Source organism: Desulfoscipio geothermicus DSM 3669 (assembly GCF_900115975.1).
Classification (GTDB): domain Bacteria; phylum Bacillota; class Desulfotomaculia; order Desulfotomaculales; family Desulfallaceae; genus Desulfoscipio; species Desulfoscipio geothermicus.
The window spans coordinates 26,788-43,814 of sequence record NZ_FOYM01000032.1 but is presented as its reverse complement, the minus strand read 5'-3'; the positions used below and the strand labels follow the sequence as shown (position 1 = coordinate 43,814).

Below are 17,027 nucleotides of genomic sequence, written 5' to 3'. Positions count from 1 at the left end.
CCCAGGGTGCAGATATTTACTGTAATGACGGACATCTTTAGACTAATTAAGCTGATGATAAAACATATGCGTGCTACCGTTATTCCAAAGGAACGGGATGAGTTTTTGAATAAAATGCGAATCAATAGTTTTACACACCCGGTTGGTGTATAAAACTAAATTCATACCTGAAAAAAACATTATCCACAATCCACAGGATATCTCTGTCCAATTTTAAGCGCAATTTACGTGATAATATTGTTTAGCATAAATAGACATGATTTTTGTCAAAATAGCCATGGTATTTTTGGTAATTATTTCTTTATTTTTCATGATAGAGACGGCTTTTCGAACAGGCTCTTGAAAAGATATCTTTAGTTCGAACTCTAGACAGTTGCAAGACAGCCGCTTATGTTGTCTATACTTCCAGGAGGTTGGCAATCAACTTCATGAAACATAGAAGTGTACAAAAAAAGCATACGTATTATGGAGAAGACATGGATCTGGCGGAAAAGGTTCCCAGCCTTGAAGGCACCATAGAAGACAGGATCATCCATCAGGAAGAAATAGAAGAGATGGGGAATGCCATATTGAGGCTTTCGGAGAAGCAGAAAGATTTATTGTATTTTAAGTACATACTGGAAATGACTGATACGGAAATAGCGGAAACTTTCGGAATAGCCCCCGACAGTGTACGGCAATATTTGACAAGAGCCCGAAGAGCAGCCAAAGAACTCATGGATAAGGAGATGAATAAGCGTGCTGAATAACAGCCCGGAACAAATTCGAAAAAAGCTTTATGAGGAATATGAAGACAGTCTGTTCAAACTGATCATGCACGATGCCGCGGAAAAGGAAGGAAAGCTTTTTCTGGAAGAAAAAGAAAAGCTGAAAAATACCTCGGAGGCCCTGCCTTCCGGGGAGACATTCAAAAGGTTTAACCAACAACTGGATGCTCATTTTAAAAAGCCGAAGGCTTACGCCAGAAGGCAGCGCATGTTGAGAGCATTAAACAGAACTGCTGTCGCTTTGCTGGCCATTATTGTTATATTCTTTACCACCGTGGGGACCGTGCAGGCAGTTAGGGTCAGGGTGCTGAATTTTTTAATGAATATTCAACCAGAATATACGTCTTTTCAATTAAAGGACAGCGGTGGCGGCCCGGAGGGTGGGAATCTGGTTGTAAACTGGACAAATAGCTATGTTCCGACCTATATACCGGACGGATATAAAGTCAGCAACATTTCCAGCAGCGAATCTTATAAAAGAATCATATTTGAAAACCAGCAAGACAAATCGCATATCATTTATACGGAATTAAGCGGAGCCAACAGCCCCGGGGTGGATACGGAGGATGCTTCTGAATTTGAAACAGTCAGTATCAATGGGCATAAGGGAACGCTTATGGTGAAAAATTCTATGGTTACAATCGTATGGGAAATGGATAACCGTATTCTTATGGTTCAGACACGAACGGGTAAAGACACGGCGATGAAGGTAGCCGAAGGGGTTATCTATGTAAAGTAAAATATATTTGAATTTTATTGTTGCAGAAAACCTCCCTTAATTGTCTTTAATGGGTGAAAGATAATTAAAAGGAGGTTTTTATTTATGAAAAAATTTGTCTGCATGGGTATTCTCTTCCTTATGGTCATTTTCTCCGCTGTTCCGGTTTACGCAGATGCGGGGACAAAAAAAGAGTCCCAAAAAGCAGTAATAACCCCTCAATTTACGTACATCTCTATGTTAAATCCGGGCCTATCTATCAGCTCATCCGGAAAAGCCACCTGCGTAGGGATTGTTACCCTTTACGACGATTCACACAGTGTAGATTTGACTGTCTCATTGCAGAAATCCACCAGTAGTGGCTGGAGCACAATCAAGACACGGTAACATATTGATTTAGTTTACTATAATCATCAATTAATTAAATATCTTTGGAATTGTCAAATTCGTCTAATGGGTTAGGGTAATGTGTGTATATGACCAAACTGTACGGGGGCCTTCGTTAATTTGCAGTGCGCCATTTGGTTTCAAAAAAAATGGTAATAGTCAAAAAAAATTCAGTGGCATAGGCTATTGGGTGAAATTATATAATTCCATTGACTGTGGAACAGTTTCTGCTTCAAGTTAGCTTGAGCCAGTTCTTCATCGTTTCATAACTTACCAGCGTCTTTCCCGCTAATTCTGGCTAATATAGGACAGGCGGTGTTTGATATTGTTCTATTTTTCATCTAAAAAAGAGATACCGTTCGCTGGGGTCAGACCCCATTTAGGAGAAAAAGGAAGGGTCTTGCCCTTCCTTGACGACCGAGCATTATATTTTAACGATAACGGTTATATAACTCCATTGATAGGACACCTAAAATATAACTTATTACAGAAATTATTGTTATGGTATAAGTATCTTTAGGAGGTAATCCGATATCAATAAAGTAAGACCTTACAAATGTATCTGTAATTAATGTTACCAATAATAAAAATATTATTGGTATTAACCTTGCGTATTTTGCCATAAATCCCCCTTGTAAGCTATAATCGGGTGCACTACTGGGCCAATAGTATGTCCTCCAATAACCGGTTCCAGCTTGGGCAAGACCAAGGCGTTCTCCTGATTCAACCGTAGTATCATTGATATTCAAGTCTGTGCGTTTTGCATTAATATCTAATGAACCATCAGAATTGGTTGTAAATTGGAAATAACTGAGTATTGCAATAGTTACTATACCTCCAAGCACAACGCCAAACAGGTCCCGTAACACCCCCAGTAGCAACGAGTACGGCTGACAACGTATCCGCTATAGCTATTCCAACATCTCGAACATATGCCACATCAGTTGGTGTTAAGTGAGTATGATAATTAAGGACGCCTCCGGAATAATAGTCTTCGATATAACTGTAGTGCCAAAAGTAATCAATAGGTTCCGTTGAAACTTCCCCTGAAGTATTACTATCGGAGGTAGGTGCACTATCAGCCATTTTTTTAGCTTTCTCAAGATCATCGACAAAAGTAAAGTAAGTTCGATTACCTACTATTTTAGCTTCTTTGTCCTTGTCCGTAATCTTCTTTATTTTTTTCTTATCTGAAAGGTCATTAATTTTTATTGGATCTACAAGAACTATATAGGTAGTAGTAGAACCAGATTTTGCCTCTAAAACTTTGCTTTTACTTTTGCTTATATAAACAATTTTGATATCCTGATTTTTTAAGTCTTTTTCCATAGCAAAGGCCGCCGGTAAAAAGTTCACTAATAATAAGCAAAAATTACGGTAATTGATACTATACGCTTTTTCATAAAATTCACCTCCTAAGAATTAGATTTTTTTATAAAAATATGTTATTACCATCCTTTCCATTAAAATTTTCTAGGCTTGTTACATTTAAGTAGAAACGCTGTTTAAGTATTTTTTACCTTTAATCCATCTTCGGAGGCGATTTTTTTGTTAGGTTATTGGCGTTCTCACTATGAATATCAAGTTTGGTTGGTATCTAAGCTCAAGTCTTTAATTTTAGAACATGAATCCCAAATGAGTTTTTATGCTGACCTTATTGAAAAGGTATATGTGCTTGATTTAGACCCTCTTAAAGATGTTATTTCATCTCTTTATTCTAATTTCGGTCGACCTGCCAACAATCAGCCTGAAAGTTTGCCTCTCCCTCGATTTGATAGACACCAAGTTAAGAGTGTATAGTATTAACAGGAGGTGCTGGAAGCTGTGGGAGAGGAAAGGCGAGTATACATATAGAGTGCTCTATGAGCCGAAAAGGAAACTGTTGGGATAATGCTGTAATGGAGAGTTTTTTTCACACCCTCAAAACGGAGTTGGTTTACCATCGGCTATATAAGACTCGTGCCCAGGCACGCCGGGACTTGTTTGAATACATAGAAGTATTCTACAACCGGGTTAGGATGCATTCTTCAATAAACTACATGAGTCCGGAAAGTTATGAAAAGCTAGGACAATGCGCTTCTTGACAATATTAACTACACATGGAAATAAATCAATCACTGTCTAATTTATCGGGGGAAGACTACTTTCCTGTGCGATGGGAGTCCGGACAATGTATTGGGCCAACTTCTCGACCCCCTCCCGGTTCCATATTGGTAGGATTCTTCGTTAAAACTCTAAGATTTAAATTACGAGGTGATATTATTAAGGAATTAGGTAGTATATCTGGGAAAACTTAAATTTTCAAGTAGACCTCAATGTTGCTGCGGCGCACGCCGCTTGCTTCGGAAAACTAAAATAAAAAGTAGCACCTTTATCAATTTCGCCAATCATCCAGGCTTGACCATTATGCCTTTTGAGTATTTTCTGACATATAGCGAGTCCTACACCTGAACCTTCAAACTCATTTTGTGAATGGAGTCTTTGGAATACTCCAAAAAGTCGAGCTGAATAACGCATATCAAACCCTACACCATTATCTTTCACTGCAAAGGTGTATTCGTTTTCGCTCTCGCTAAAGCTAACCTCGATCATGGCAATTTCCCTGGTCCGCGTATACTTTAATGCATTAGAAAGTATATTTGAAACAAGCATTCTCATCATTACAGGATCGCCAGTTACATTAGGCAAAGGTTTAAGATTTAATTCGACTTGCCGTTCACCTTGTAGCTGAACAAGCTCATTATATACATCAAGAAACAAATGCTCTAACTGTATAACTTCATTTTGCATTGGCATTTCACACATCTTTGAGAACTCAAGCAAATGCTCAATGATAGCAATGACTTCCAGAGATTTTTCCTGAATAATAGTAACCAGCTCTTGGCCTTCACTATCTAGTTCATTCCTATAATCTGCAACAAGATATTCAATAAGCTTATTAATTGACAACAGCGGAGCTTTTAAATCGTGAGCTATAGTATAGCAAAAGCTGTCTAATTCGCGATTAGCTTCTTTGAGCGATTCAGTTTGCTGCTTTAGCTTGATGTGCGTTTTTACACGGGCCAGCAGTTCGGAGGTGTTGAAGGGCTTGATTACGTAATCCTGTGCTCCAAGTTCGAATCCCTTCCGGATACTATCTTCATCATCCCGGGCAGTTAAAAATATGATGGGGATACTACTATATGCACGGTTCCTTTTAATAGTTTTACACAGTTCAAAACCATCCATTTCAGGCATAAAAATATCTAATAGAATCAAATCCGGTTGATGCTGACTTAAAAGTTTTAGAGCAGTACTCCATTTGTTGGCAATTCTTATTCTAAAATTGTTTTTTTGCAGTACTGCTACAACTGCTTCAATATGTTCCGGTGTATCTTCTACCAGTAATATTTCTGGTTGATTGTTCTTTTGGATTATTTCCAAGGGTATCATCTCCGTGAATATATTCTGTGCGTCCTCTTCCAGATGATTAAATATTAAACGAAGGAACGTATGAAAACAATCCCTTTGGATTTTTATTTTTGACATTTGCAAAAGCTGTTATTATAGTTTACAATAAATTTCAAGGCAAAGAGGCTGTGGTTTGCAGAGCTTGCATACCAACTTCTTTGCCTTTATTTTATTTACCTGTTTAACGATTCCCTTGGCCAGTTAGTAATTTTTTGATGATATGTTTAATATATTAAGCAAGTTGCGGAGGTAAAGAACGTGAGCTCAAAAATGATTATAAAGCAGTCAACCATTAGTGCGCTGATTTTGGGCATATTTTTCCTCATAGCGACATTGCTGGCAGGAAGTATTTTATATATGAGTCAGAGTATTAAAGCCGAGCAAACTGCTGAAAAAAGAAGAACAGAATTCAAACAGCTTGGTATGGATCTGGCGGACGCTTCCGATTATTTGACAGCGGAAGCAAGAAAATATGCTGTAACTAAAGATATCACCCATTTATATAAATATTGGGAAGAAATTAATATAACAAAAACGAGGGATTATGTTATATCTCGACTTGGTGAACTTGATTCACCACCTGCTGAGAAGGCGCTGTTGGCAGAGGCGAAAAAACATTCCGATGACCTTGTGGAAACTGAGAGACATTCCATGCGGTTGGTTTTAGAAGGTCTGGGAGAAAAAGAAGCTAACATGGTTCCTGAAGTCGCCAGTTATCGTTTAAGTGAAGAAGAACAGCAGCTAAGCAAAGAGGAAAAATTTGCTAAAGCACGTGCTATTATGTTTGATGCTCAGTATGACGCGGATAAGAAAAGTATCATGAGCCCCATTGAGAAATTCCAACAAGTTATGAATGCACGTTTGGAAGCTGAATTGGAAGTGGCTCGTGAAGGTACCAGAAGAGCGGCAATTTTACAAACCATACTTGCCGGTATTATTATTGGTGCAGTTGCGGTGTTGATTAGAATTCTTTTTACACAAATTAACTATCCAATTAAGAATTATACCGAGTTATTGAAAGATATCTCTTTTAGTAATGAAAGTTTCAGGCTTATCCCCGAAGGCTCGCATGAACTCAGACTGCTTGCTATGACGTTCAATGATTTATATGGCTCATTTCAAGATGAACTGGTGAAACGAAAACAGGCGGAAGAAACTATGAAAGCTGCTAAAGATGAGGCTGAGCGTGCCAACCGTGCCAAAAGTGAGTTTCTGGCAAATATGAGCCATGAAATCAGAACACCGCTAAATACAATAACAGGATACACATACTTATTGGAGAATAGCCACTTAGATCCGAAGCAAAAAGAGTATGCCGATAAGATTGATATGGCAGCCAAAAACTTGCTGGGAATTATCAATGAAATTCTCGATTTCTCAAAAATCGAAGCACGCAGGATGACACTTGAGTTGGTTGATTTCGATTTATTTAAAATTATAGATGATCTTTGCGGTATGATTGGCGTTGAAGCTCAACGCAAGGGGGTTCAACTTAATTTAAGCATCAAACCGGATGTACCACAGTATATAAAAGGGGATCCAGTGCGACTCAAACAGGTTATCTTAAACCTGCTGGCCAATAGCGTAAAGTTTACCCATGAGGGAAGCATAAATATTCTGGTGGAATTACTGGAAAAAGAGCAAAACCAGCTTAATTTACGTTTTAGCGTTGCTGATACCGGGATAGGCATTTCTGAAAAACAGAAAAAGTCGCTTTTCCAAGCTTTTACCCAGGGAGATGCGTCGACATCAAGAAAATATGGTGGTACAGGTTTAGGGTTGGCTATTTGCAAAAAAATGGTTGAACTCATGGGCGGCCATATAGAAGTGGAAAGTGAAGTAGGGAAGGGGTCGACATTCAGTTTTACAGCTAATTTTTCAATTGCAGATAAAATTCCTGTGGAACAGGAGGAAGGTGAAATTGCAAAATTAACAAGAATATTTGAAAAGAAAAAAATTCTGCTTATCGAGGATAATCCCATTAATTTGCAGATGACTAAAGAAATTCTTAACCACTTAGGTTTTGACACCGATACAGCTGAAAACGGTTTTATAGCTTTACAGAGGGTTGAAAAAAAGTTTTACGATGCTGTTTTAATGGATATTCGAATGCCAGAGATGGACGGATACGAAACAACACGCCGCATAAGGGCTTTACAGGGCACCGAGAACCTGCCCATTATCGCTTTGTCGGCGGATGCGGTGGAAGGCGTGGCTGAAAAAGCTAAAGCAGCAGGCATGAACGGGTATTTGACTAAACCATTAAATCCATTAAAACTTATTGAAGTATTGAAGAGTTATATTCAAATCGAAGCTGCTGATGAAGATTTTGCGGACATGCCTGATGAAGAAACCGGAGCGCCAAAAGATGTTCAAGCTTGTCTTGATTGGGAAAAGGGGATCAGAAGACTAGGTGGTAACAAGAGGAAATACAGAGAAATAATGAAGCAATTTATCAGCAATCATAGTGAAGATGCAAATAAACTTGAGTATCTTTTATCTATAAACGATTTGACGGAAGCGAAAATATTAGTCCATACAATCAAAGGCATTGCCAATAATATTGGAGCAATAGGTTTGAAAGATGCCAGCGTAACACTGGAACAAGTGATATTAAATAATGATCAGAATCAACTTGACCAGGCTATGCATGATTTCAAGGTAAATTTGCAGGCACTTTGTGTTTTTGCCACTACTCAGTTAGATGATGTGCTTGGTATTAAAGAAGAGGAAGAAAAAAAGGTTGATTCTGGAGATGTGCATAAAGTTCTCATGGAGTTGCTTGCTTTGTTGCAGGACGGAGATGCTGAGGCAAAAAATTTGTTTCAAACATACAAAAATAAGCTTAAGCAAAACTTAGGGGAAAAAGATTATGCTCGATTAGATAAGAATATCTCGTCCTATAATCTCTACGAAGCAGCAGCGGATTTGCAAGAGATTATTTTGAGAATTAGAGGAAAAGGTGCTCATGATGGATCAAGTAAGGAAGAAACAAAAAATGTATAAAGTGTTGATTATTGATGATGACAGATCAACAAGATATATGCTCAAGCGGTTTAAGAAGTGGGAATCTTATGGCTTTGCCATCGCAGACGAAGCTTGTGACGGCAAAGAGGCTTTGCAAAAGCTGAAATCTTGTTATTTTGACCTGATTATTACAGATATTAGAATGCCGGGTATGGATGGCATTGAGTTTCTGCAGGAGTTCAAAAGTATGAATTGGCAAGCTTGTGTTATTTTTCTTAGTACACATAGTGATTTTGAATATGCCAAACAAGGTATACGCTTGGGAGTTTTTGACTATATGACCAAACCTCTTAATGATGATTTGCTTGGCGAAGCTTTAGAAAGAGCAAAAACCTATTTAGATGAAGAATACAAAAAAAGAACGAAGATGGAAGCGGAGAAAAAGCAGCTTGCAGAAAGCCTAAAGCTTTATTATCCCAAGAAGCGTGAAAAAAAACTTGCCGCTTGCTTGCTTTCCGGCAGTTCTCTGATCACCAAAGAGATAGAAAACACCTTGCTGGAAATTACCAAAATATTTGAAAATGATCTATACAAAATGGGCATTTTACTGAATATGCTGCTTGCCAATCTAAGTGAAAAGATTTATGCTACCTTTCCCTGGTTACAAAAACTTGGAGACAAAAATTTTACCTATGATATGACGGAGGCTCAATCAATTGCTGAGATGAAGCAAAAATTCTTTATGTATATTAACAGCTGCTTAGAAATGATCAAGAAATATGAATTACATCATGCCGATAGTGTAATCAGGAGAACCTGTGCTTACGTTATAGAGCATGTTGAACAGGATATTAAACTCGAAATGATCGCCAACGAAGTGCACATGAGTAAAGATTATGTCGGTAAACTATTCAAGCAAAAGACAGGCTGTAACTTTAACGATTTTGTAACCAAAGTCAAAATGGAACATGCCAAATACCTCATTCAAACCGGTGAATTTAAAAACTATGAAGTCAGTGAGAAATTAGGCTATAGTAAGCCGGATTATTTCAGTCGCCTGTTTAAGAAATATACCGGGCACACGCCCACAGAATTTAAAAAATTATACAATAATGTTTAATTGCATTTGGAAAATGTTCTGGACAGGTTTAACTATTACAGATTTTTGGGGTGAGATTACTGTTTTTTGGTGTTAAATTTTATCAAACTTCAGTGTAAGATATTATTTAAATGATGGCTATAGGTAATGACTAAGTTAGTCATAAGAGCATAGCTGGGGCGCTATGAAAATGCATTCAATGATTGAATGTGAATTTTCATAGCGCCTTTTTGTGTTGTTGTTTTATATATAGCCATCATAACCACATTACGTTCATGGCCATGAAATGTATGTTGGTAAACTTGAATTTACATTAAAGAAAGAAGGGCGATATAGCAATGAAAATAAGATTTGCGAACAAATTTAAGGGTATCGCTGGGGTAGTTACTATTGCGCTTGTTTTGTCGCTGCTTTTGGCAGGGTGTGGCACAGAGAAAACTGGAGGGTCAAATGAGGCAAAGCCGGCTGCAACAGATGCCGGTGATACGATCAAGGTTGGTATTTTGCATTCTTTAAGCGGTACCATGGCGATCAGTGAAGTATCTGTAAAAGATGCTGAAATGATGGCTATCGAGGAAATCAATGCTTCCGGTGGTCTTCTTGGCAAAAAGATTGAACCCATCATTGAAGATGGCGCATCCGATTGGCCTAAATTTGCAGAGAAGGCCAAGAAGCTTTTGCAAAATGATCAAGTGGCAACTGTTTTTGGTTGTTGGACTTCTGCCAGCCGTAAGGCAGTACTTCCGGTATTTGAAGCGAATAATGGACTTTTGTGGTATCCGGTCCAATATGAGGGAATGGAAGCTTCGCCAAACATTTTCTACACCGGTGCTGCTCCAAATCAGCAAATAGTACCGGCTGTTGAATGGTTGCTGGAGAACAAAGGCAAAAAGTTTTTCCTCCTTGGTTCCGATTATGTCTTCCCAAGAACAGCCAATAAAATCATCAAAGCGCAGCTTAAGGCTATGGGTGGAGAACTGATTGCAGAAGAATATACACCCCTTGGACACACGGACTATAGTACTATCATTAACAAAATCAAGGCAACTAAACCCGATGTTGTCTTCAACACCTTGAACGGTGACAGCAATGTTGCCTTCTTCAAGCAGTTAAAAGATGCCGGGATAACTTCGCAAGACCTGACTACTCTCTCAGTAAGTGTTGCGGAAGAAGAGATCCGCGGCATTGGCGCTGAAAACATGAAGGGGCATCTGGTTTCCTGGAATTATTATCAGACCACAGACACCCCCGAAAACAAAGAGTTTGTTAAGAAATATAAGGAAAAATACGGTGCAGATCGAGTAACTGACGATCCCATTGAAGCAGCATACATCCAAGTTCATCTATGGGCTGAAGCAGTGAAAAAAGCAGGTTCTACTGATGTTGACAAGGTTAGAGAGGCCGCTAAAGGGCTTGAGTATAAAGCCCCTGAAGGATTGGTCAAGATTGAGGGAGAGAACCAGCACCTGTGGAAACCTGTCCGAATCGGTGAGGTGCAGGAAGATGGCTTGATCAAGGAGATTTGGAGTACCAAAGAAGCTGTAAAACCAGATCCTTATCTTAAATCCTATGCCTGGGCTAAAGATTTAAGTAACTAATTAACTAATAAAAGCAGCTTTACCTGTGCAGGATGAAACAATCATCCTGCACAGGCTAAAAAATCGGAGAGTGATTGGGTCTATGGAAACATATGTTTTGCAAATATTCAACGGGATCAGCGTCAGTTCGATTTTGATGCTTGCTGCTTTGGGCCTGGCTATTATATTTGGTTTAATGAAGATTATTAATATGGCCCATGGTGAATTGATCATGATCGGTGCTTATGTAACATTTGTAACACAAAATATCTTTATGTCATATGTAGATAAAGATTATTTTGACATCTATTTTATTTTTGCTTTACTTGCTGCCTTTGTTATTACGGCATTTGTCGGCTATTTGCTGGAAATTACCATCATCAGGCATCTTTATGGTCGACCGCTGGATAGTTTGTTGGCTACCTGGGGGGTAAGCCTCGTATTGCAGCAACTGGCCAGAAGTATTTTTGGGGCCCCTAATGTTGATGTCAAAAGTCCCACATGGCTTGATGGCGGCATCCTTATCTGGGGGGATTTACAGCTGCCGTATAAGAGACTGTTTATCATGTTGCTTGTGGCACTTTGCATATGCGGAGTTTATTATTTTCTCTACAAAACAACCACTGGACGCAGGATCCGGGCAGTTATGCAAAACCGGACCATGGCGAAAAGCCTCGGTATTAACACCCGGAAGGTTGATGCCATGACTTTTGCAATTGGCTCCGGCTTGGCTGGTATTGCAGGCTGTGCCCTTACGCTGCTTGGTTCGATAGGACCAACCCTGGGCACGAATTACATCATTGATACATTTATGGTTGTAGTTCTCGGCGGTGTGGGCACAATTATCGGCACTGTTGCAGGTGCCGGCATAATTGGTCTGGGGAATACAACTTTTGAGTTTTTAACTGATGCATCCCTTGGCAAGGTACTCGTGTTTTCAGTGGTTATCTTGTTCCTGCAATGGAAGCCACAGGGCTTCTTTACAATCAAAAGTCGCGCCCTGGATGAGTAATTGGAGGTGTACTAATTTGCTTGAGATAGTCGCAAAAATTAAAGAATACTTTCTAAAACGGAATGCGGTCATCTCCATAATATTTGTTTTATTATGTCTGGCGCCGTTATTTTTATCAGATTTTAGAATCAATTTGCTTGGTAAATTTGTGGCCTTTGCCATACTTGCTCTGGGTATAGATCTTATTTGGGGTTATACGGGGATTCTGAGCCTTGGACATGGGGTGTTTTTTGGCCTGGGCGCCTACTGTATGGCGATGTACCTCAAGCTGGAATCAAGTGCGGGTAAGGTGCCGGACTTCATGTCCTGGAGCGGACTGGAAGTAATGCCATGGTTTTGGAAGCCGTTCGCTTCCGCCCCATTTGCGTTAACAATGGCCATTCTTATTCCTGTGTTATTAGCCATGATTATTGGCTACTTAACCTTTAAGAATCGCATCCGCGGCGTATATTTCACCATCTTAACCCAAGCTCTATCGATTATCTTTGTCGTTCTATTTATTGGTCAGCAAGCTTACACAGGCGGCACAAACGGGATAACCAACTTTAAAACTATTTTGGGTTTCTCTCTTTCCGACCCAGCAACCAAACTCAGCCTTTATTATATTGCTGTTTTGTTGTTACTGGCAGCATATGTGTTTTGCAAACTTATCATCGACAGACGTATTGGTCGAGTATTGGTGGCTATTCGAGACGGTGAAAACAGGATCCGTTTTTCAGGATACAACCCAACCGTTTATAAAGTGTTTGTTTACGCCATTTCTGCCGGCCTGGCCGGTTTGGCAGGTGCTGTCTATGTGCCCCAGGTTGGGATAATATCGCCTGCGGAAATGGGCATTATACCTTCCATTGAAATGGTTAGTTGGGTTGCCATAGGGGGACGTGGCACGTTAACAGGCGCCATTATCGGAGCTGTGCTGGTTAATTCATTAAAAAGTGTAGTTAGCGAAAGTTTTCCTGATATATGGTCATATTTTATCGGCATTACCTTCATAGTAATTGTTATTTTCATGCCTTCGGGGCTGGTTGGAATCTATCAGCAAATAAAAAAAGTCTGGCGCAATTCTTTGCTGTTAAAGAGAAAGGAAGCAGCTATGAAGCATTGATCACCGTCGCTGGAGCTGTAACTGAAAAGGATTAGCTGTTATTTAAAATCATCTTAAAGGTGTGATTTTGATGGATACAGTTTTGGAGATTAAGGATTTGACAGTGAGTTTTGATGGTTTTAAAGCAGTCAATGATGTAAGTACTGCTGTAAAAAAAGGGGATATCCATTTTTTTATCGGACCGAATGGTGCCGGTAAGACTACTTTACTTGATGCCATCTGCGGACGCGTTAAGCCTGCTGCCGGTTCGATATTTTTCAAAGACTGTGGTGACGTGACTAAGTTGGCTGAACATGAAATTGTTGAACGTGGTATCGGTAGGAAATTTCAGGTTCCGTCCGTATTTAATAGCATTACAGTTTTTGAGAATATGGAACTGGCTGCTGAAAAGAAAAGAACCATTTTTTCTACCCTTTTTTCGAAACTCAGTCAGGAACAAATGGAAAGAATTGAATATGTGCTCAATATAATTGGTTTATATGAAAAGAGATTCGAGAAGCCGGCAGCTTTGTCGCATGGTGAAAAACAATGGTTGGAAATAGGTATGCTTTTCGTCCAGCAGCCGGAAATTATGCTTTTAGATGAACCCGTAGCCGGCATGGGCAGGAAGGAAACGGACAAGACCGGCGAGTTGCTTAAAGAAATCGCCAAAGACTGTTCCGTGGTGGTTGTTGAACATGATATGGACTTTGTAAGAGATTTTGCCAGTACCGTTACTGTTCTGCATGAAGGAACACTTTTGGTTGAAGGCGATATGGAGGAAGTGCAGAAAGACCCGCGGGTAATTGAAGTTTATCTAGGCCGGGGCGGTGAGTGAAGGTGCTGGATGTAAGTGGTTTAGATGCCTATTATGGCGACAGTATTATCCTGAAAAATATCAGCTTGCGAATTAAACAAGGACAAGTTGTCTGCCTGCTGGGAAGAAATGGTGTTGGAAAAACAACATTTCTGAAAAGCATTATGGGTCTTGTAAAAACGCCTAACGGCAGCATTATGCTTGATGGCACGGAAATAATCAAAATGCCTTCGTATAACAGGGCATTGCAAGGAATCGGCTATGTCCCCCAAGGAAGGGATATTTTCCCTAATTTAAGTGTTTATGAAAACTTGCTGTTGGGGCTGGAAAGAAATAAAAATAACAGTACTTTAGACGAAAGCATTTACGAACTCTTTCCTGTTTTAAAAACGATGCTGAAAAGAAAAGGCGGCGATTTAAGCGGTGGACAGCAGCAGCAATTGGCAATTGCCCGGGCCCTGGTGTCAATCCCTAAACTGCTTTTACTTGATGAACCAACAGAAGGTATTCAGCCATCGATCATACAAGAAATTGCCAAAGTCATCAAGAAGCTAAAAAGCAAGGGCAATATCACGATGTTAATCGTGGAGCAATATCTTGAGTTTGTTTTAGAAGTTGCTGATTATTTTTATGTGATGGATAAAGGTTGCATTGTTATGGAAGGCAATACAAAATATGTTGAGCCTCGACAAATTCAGGCGAAAATAGCTATTTGAGAGGTGATTGTTTATGCATTTAACACCAATCGAAACAGAAAAATTAATGCTGCATTTAGCAGGGGAGCTGGCTAAAAAAAGAAAAGCAAGGGGACTTAAACTAAACCACCCCGAGGCGGTTGCCTTGATTAGTGCGGAGTTGCTCGAAGCTGCCAGGGACGGTAAAACTGTTACTGAATTGATGCGGTTTGGTGCCGCAATCCTAACGAAGGATGATGTCATGGAAGGAGTAGACGCCATGATCCATGAAATTCAAATTGAAGCAACCTTCCCCGATGGTACGAAACTGGTTACCGTGCATAACCCAATCCGTTGATGTAAGGGGTGAAGATTAATGATACCCGGGGAATATTTTATTAATAATGAATACATTACTTTGAATCGCGATAGAAAGAAAATTACAATCAAAGTTGCAAATACCGGCGATAGACCTGTTCAAGCGGGCTCGCATTTTCACTTTTTTGAAGTCAATAAATGTTTGGCTTTTCCAAGGGGTCAAGCCTTTGGCATGAGGTTGAACATTCCATCCGGAACGGCAGTGAGATTTGAACCCGGCGAAGAGAAAGAAGTGGAGTTGGTTGCTATGGGCGGCAATGCCGTCATCCATGGCTTGAACGACCTGACCGGCGGCAGCGTTAAGGATGCGGATGTTTTGCAGAATGCTCTGTTAAAAGCAAAAAATCTAGACTTTAAAGGAGTTGAAGATTAAGTGAGCTATAAAATACCGGGCCGGGATTATGCAGGCATGTACGGTCCAACAAAGGGCGACCGAATAAGACTTGCTGATACGGATTTGATCATAGAGATTGAAGATGATTTTACATTTTACGGAGATGAATGTAAATTTGGGGGTGGTAAATCAATCCGGGACGGCATGGGTCAATCGCCGTCAGCGGCAAGGCAAGATGGTGTTTTGGATTTGGTTATCACCAATGCCATAGTAGTTGATTCCTGGGGGATTGTGAAAGGTGATATCGGTGTCAGGGACGGTAAAATTGTCGGTATCGGCAAGGCGGGAAATCCAGATGTAATGGATGGTGTAGCGCCGGATTTAGTCATCGGCGCCGCGACAGAGGTGATTGCCGGCGAAGGGCTCATAGCTACGCCGGGCGGCATTGACGCGCATATTCATTTCATTTGTCCCCAGCAGATTGAAACGGCGTTGTACAGCGGTATTACAACAATGCTCGGCGGAGGAACGGGACCGGCGGATGGCACCAACGCCACCACTTGCACACCTGGCAGTTTTCATATCCATAGAATGCTGGAAGCTGCTGAAAGCTTTCCCATGAACCTTGGTTTTTTGGGCAAGGGTAATGCATCCTTTGCAGGTCCGCTGGTTGAGCAAGTTGAAGCGGGAGCCATCGGGCTAAAATTACATGAAGACTGGGGAACAACATCGAAAGCTATAGATACATGCTTGCAGGTAGCCGACAGGTATGATGTACAAGTTGCTATCCATACTGATACGTTAAACGAAGCGGGTTTTGTCGAAGATACCATGCGAGCTATTGATGGAAGGGTAATTCATACTTTTCATACTGAAGGAGCCGGCGGCGGCCATGCGCCTGATATCATCAAGGTTGCTGCGCTGCCGAATGTGCTGCCGTCTTCCACAAATCCGACCATGCCTTTTACGGTCAACACCATAGACGAACATTTAGATATGCTGATGGTTTGTCACCACCTGGACAGCAAGGTGCCCGAGGATGTTGCCTTTGCCGACTCAAGAATACGGCCGGAGACCATTGCTGCGGAAGATATTCTGCATGACTTGGGCGTATTCAGCATGATGGCTTCTGATTCCCAGGCCATGGGCAGAGTCGGAGAAGTTATTATCAGAACCTGGCAGACTGCTGATAAAATGAAAAAACAAAGGGGTCCGTTACCGGAAGACAGTGACCGGAATGATAATTTCCGTGTGAAGAGATATGTAGCCAAATATACGATTAATCCTGCATTAACACACGGCATGGCTAATTATGTGGGTTCTTTGGAAAAAGGTAAACTTGCTGATGTTGTTTTATGGAAACCGGCTATGTTTGGAGTCAAGCCGGAGATGATTATTAAGGGAGGATTTATTGTCGCCAGTAAAATGGGCGATGCCAACGCGTCAATACCTACACCGCAACCGGTGATTTATAGAAAAATGTTTGGCGCTTTTGGCCGGGCCAAGTACAGCACATGTCTGACTTTTGTATCCAAGGCGGCACTGGAATCGGGAGCTCTTGAGAAATTAAACCTTCAGAAACAAGTTGTACCGGTTGTCGGCTGCAGAAATGTATCGAAGAAAGACATGGTTTTAAATAACGCCACGCCTAATATTGATGTGGATCCTGAAACATACCAAGTGAGAGTTGATGGGGAACATTTAACCTGTGAACCTTCGCAAACACTTTCTTTGGCCCAGAGGTACTTTTTATTTTAATAATT

16 protein-coding genes and 1 pseudogene are annotated in these 17,027 nt (G+C 40.5%); 15 read left to right on the top strand and 2 right to left on the bottom strand.

Features of this window, described 5'->3' with window-relative positions:
- The first annotated feature begins 347 nt into the window (after positions 1-347).
- The 3 genes from BM299_RS15915 to BM299_RS15905 all read left to right on the top strand — a co-directional run bounded on the left by BM299_RS15915 (position 348) and on the right by BM299_RS15905 (position 1,872).
- Positions 348-749, top strand: coding sequence for an RNA polymerase sigma factor (locus BM299_RS15915; protein WP_092486650.1), 402 nt, complete (start codon positions 348-350; stop codon positions 747-749).
- Entirely contained in the window at positions 739-1,506 is a 768-nt protein-coding gene (locus BM299_RS15910; protein ID WP_092486647.1) for a DUF4367 domain-containing protein, read from the top strand. Before BM299_RS15915 ends, BM299_RS15910 begins: the two co-directional genes overlap by 11 nt.
- 84 nt (positions 1,507-1,590) lie before the next feature.
- Positions 1,591-1,872 carry a hypothetical protein gene (locus tag BM299_RS15905; RefSeq protein ID WP_092486644.1) on the top strand — a complete coding sequence of 94 codons (282 nt, stop codon included), beginning with the start codon at positions 1,591-1,593 and terminating at the stop codon, positions 1,870-1,872.
- 783 nt (positions 1,873-2,655) lie between these two features.
- Here the strand turns inward: BM299_RS15905 and BM299_RS15900 are convergent.
- Positions 2,656-3,201, bottom strand: coding sequence for a hypothetical protein (locus tag BM299_RS15900; RefSeq protein ID WP_092486641.1), 546 nt, complete (start codon positions 3,199-3,201; stop codon positions 2,656-2,658).
- Between the two features lie 219 nt (positions 3,202-3,420).
- On the opposite strand from BM299_RS15900, the gene BM299_RS19110 reads away from it, so the two are divergent.
- Together BM299_RS19110 and BM299_RS15895 are read left to right on the top strand one after the other, a co-directional pair.
- On the top strand, positions 3,421-3,672 hold the full coding sequence (locus BM299_RS19110; RefSeq protein WP_131820664.1) for a hypothetical protein: 252 nt from the start codon (positions 3,421-3,423) through the stop codon (positions 3,670-3,672).
- A gap of 59 nt (positions 3,673-3,731) precedes the next feature.
- Positions 3,732-3,956: pseudogene (locus tag BM299_RS15895) on the top strand (IS3 family transposase); the annotation flags it as partial.
- Positions 3,957-4,173: 217 nt separating this feature from the next.
- Here the strand turns inward: BM299_RS15895 and BM299_RS15890 are convergent.
- Positions 4,174-5,304 (bottom strand): response regulator, encoded by a 1,131-nt coding sequence (locus BM299_RS15890; RefSeq protein WP_092486662.1) that lies wholly within the window; start codon positions 5,302-5,304, stop codon positions 4,174-4,176.
- A gap of 276 nt (positions 5,305-5,580) precedes the next feature.
- On the opposite strand from BM299_RS15890, the gene BM299_RS15885 reads away from it, so the two are divergent.
- The 10 genes from BM299_RS15885 to ureC all read left to right on the top strand — a co-directional run bounded on the left by BM299_RS15885 (position 5,581) and on the right by ureC (position 17,022).
- On the top strand, positions 5,581-8,328 hold the full coding sequence (locus BM299_RS15885; protein WP_245779827.1) for a hybrid sensor histidine kinase/response regulator: 2,748 nt from the start codon (positions 5,581-5,583) through the stop codon (positions 8,326-8,328).
- Positions 8,321-9,409, top strand: coding sequence for a response regulator transcription factor (locus BM299_RS15880; protein WP_092486638.1), 1,089 nt, complete (start codon positions 8,321-8,323; stop codon positions 9,407-9,409). The genes BM299_RS15885 and BM299_RS15880 overlap by 8 nt, the downstream gene beginning before the upstream one ends.
- Before the next feature lie 317 nt (positions 9,410-9,726).
- Complete coding sequence (urtA, locus tag BM299_RS15875) at positions 9,727-10,986, top strand: urea ABC transporter substrate-binding protein (protein ID WP_092486636.1); 1,260 nt, start codon at positions 9,727-9,729, stop codon at positions 10,984-10,986.
- Positions 10,987-11,068: 82 nt separating this feature from the next.
- Positions 11,069-11,977 (top strand): urea ABC transporter permease subunit UrtB, encoded by a 909-nt coding sequence (gene urtB, locus BM299_RS15870; RefSeq protein ID WP_092486633.1) that lies wholly within the window; start codon positions 11,069-11,071, stop codon positions 11,975-11,977.
- Between the two features lie 16 nt (positions 11,978-11,993).
- Positions 11,994-13,082, top strand: coding sequence for an urea ABC transporter permease subunit UrtC (urtC, locus tag BM299_RS15865; protein ID WP_245779826.1), 1,089 nt, complete (start codon positions 11,994-11,996; stop codon positions 13,080-13,082).
- A 70-nt stretch (positions 13,083-13,152) separates the two neighbouring features.
- Positions 13,153-13,899 (top strand): urea ABC transporter ATP-binding protein UrtD, encoded by a 747-nt coding sequence (urtD, locus tag BM299_RS15860; protein ID WP_207545213.1) that lies wholly within the window; start codon positions 13,153-13,155, stop codon positions 13,897-13,899.
- A complete protein-coding gene (urtE, locus tag BM299_RS15855; protein WP_483863698.1) occupies positions 13,896-14,594 on the top strand; it encodes an urea ABC transporter ATP-binding subunit UrtE in 699 nt (232 codons plus the stop codon). Before urtD ends, urtE begins: the two co-directional genes overlap by 4 nt.
- Positions 14,595-14,607: 13 nt before the next feature.
- Entirely contained in the window at positions 14,608-14,910 is a 303-nt protein-coding gene (gene ureA, locus BM299_RS20075; protein WP_092486621.1) for an urease subunit gamma, read from the top strand.
- Positions 14,911-14,928: 18 nt separating this feature from the next.
- Positions 14,929-15,303: an urease subunit beta gene (gene ureB / locus BM299_RS20070; RefSeq protein WP_245779825.1), complete on the top strand. Its 375-nt coding sequence runs from the start codon at positions 14,929-14,931 to the stop codon at positions 15,301-15,303.
- Positions 15,304-17,022, top strand: a complete 1,719-nt coding sequence (gene ureC / locus BM299_RS15845; protein ID WP_207545212.1) for an urease subunit alpha — start codon at positions 15,304-15,306, stop codon at positions 17,020-17,022.
- Positions 17,023-17,027: the final 5 nt, after the last annotated feature.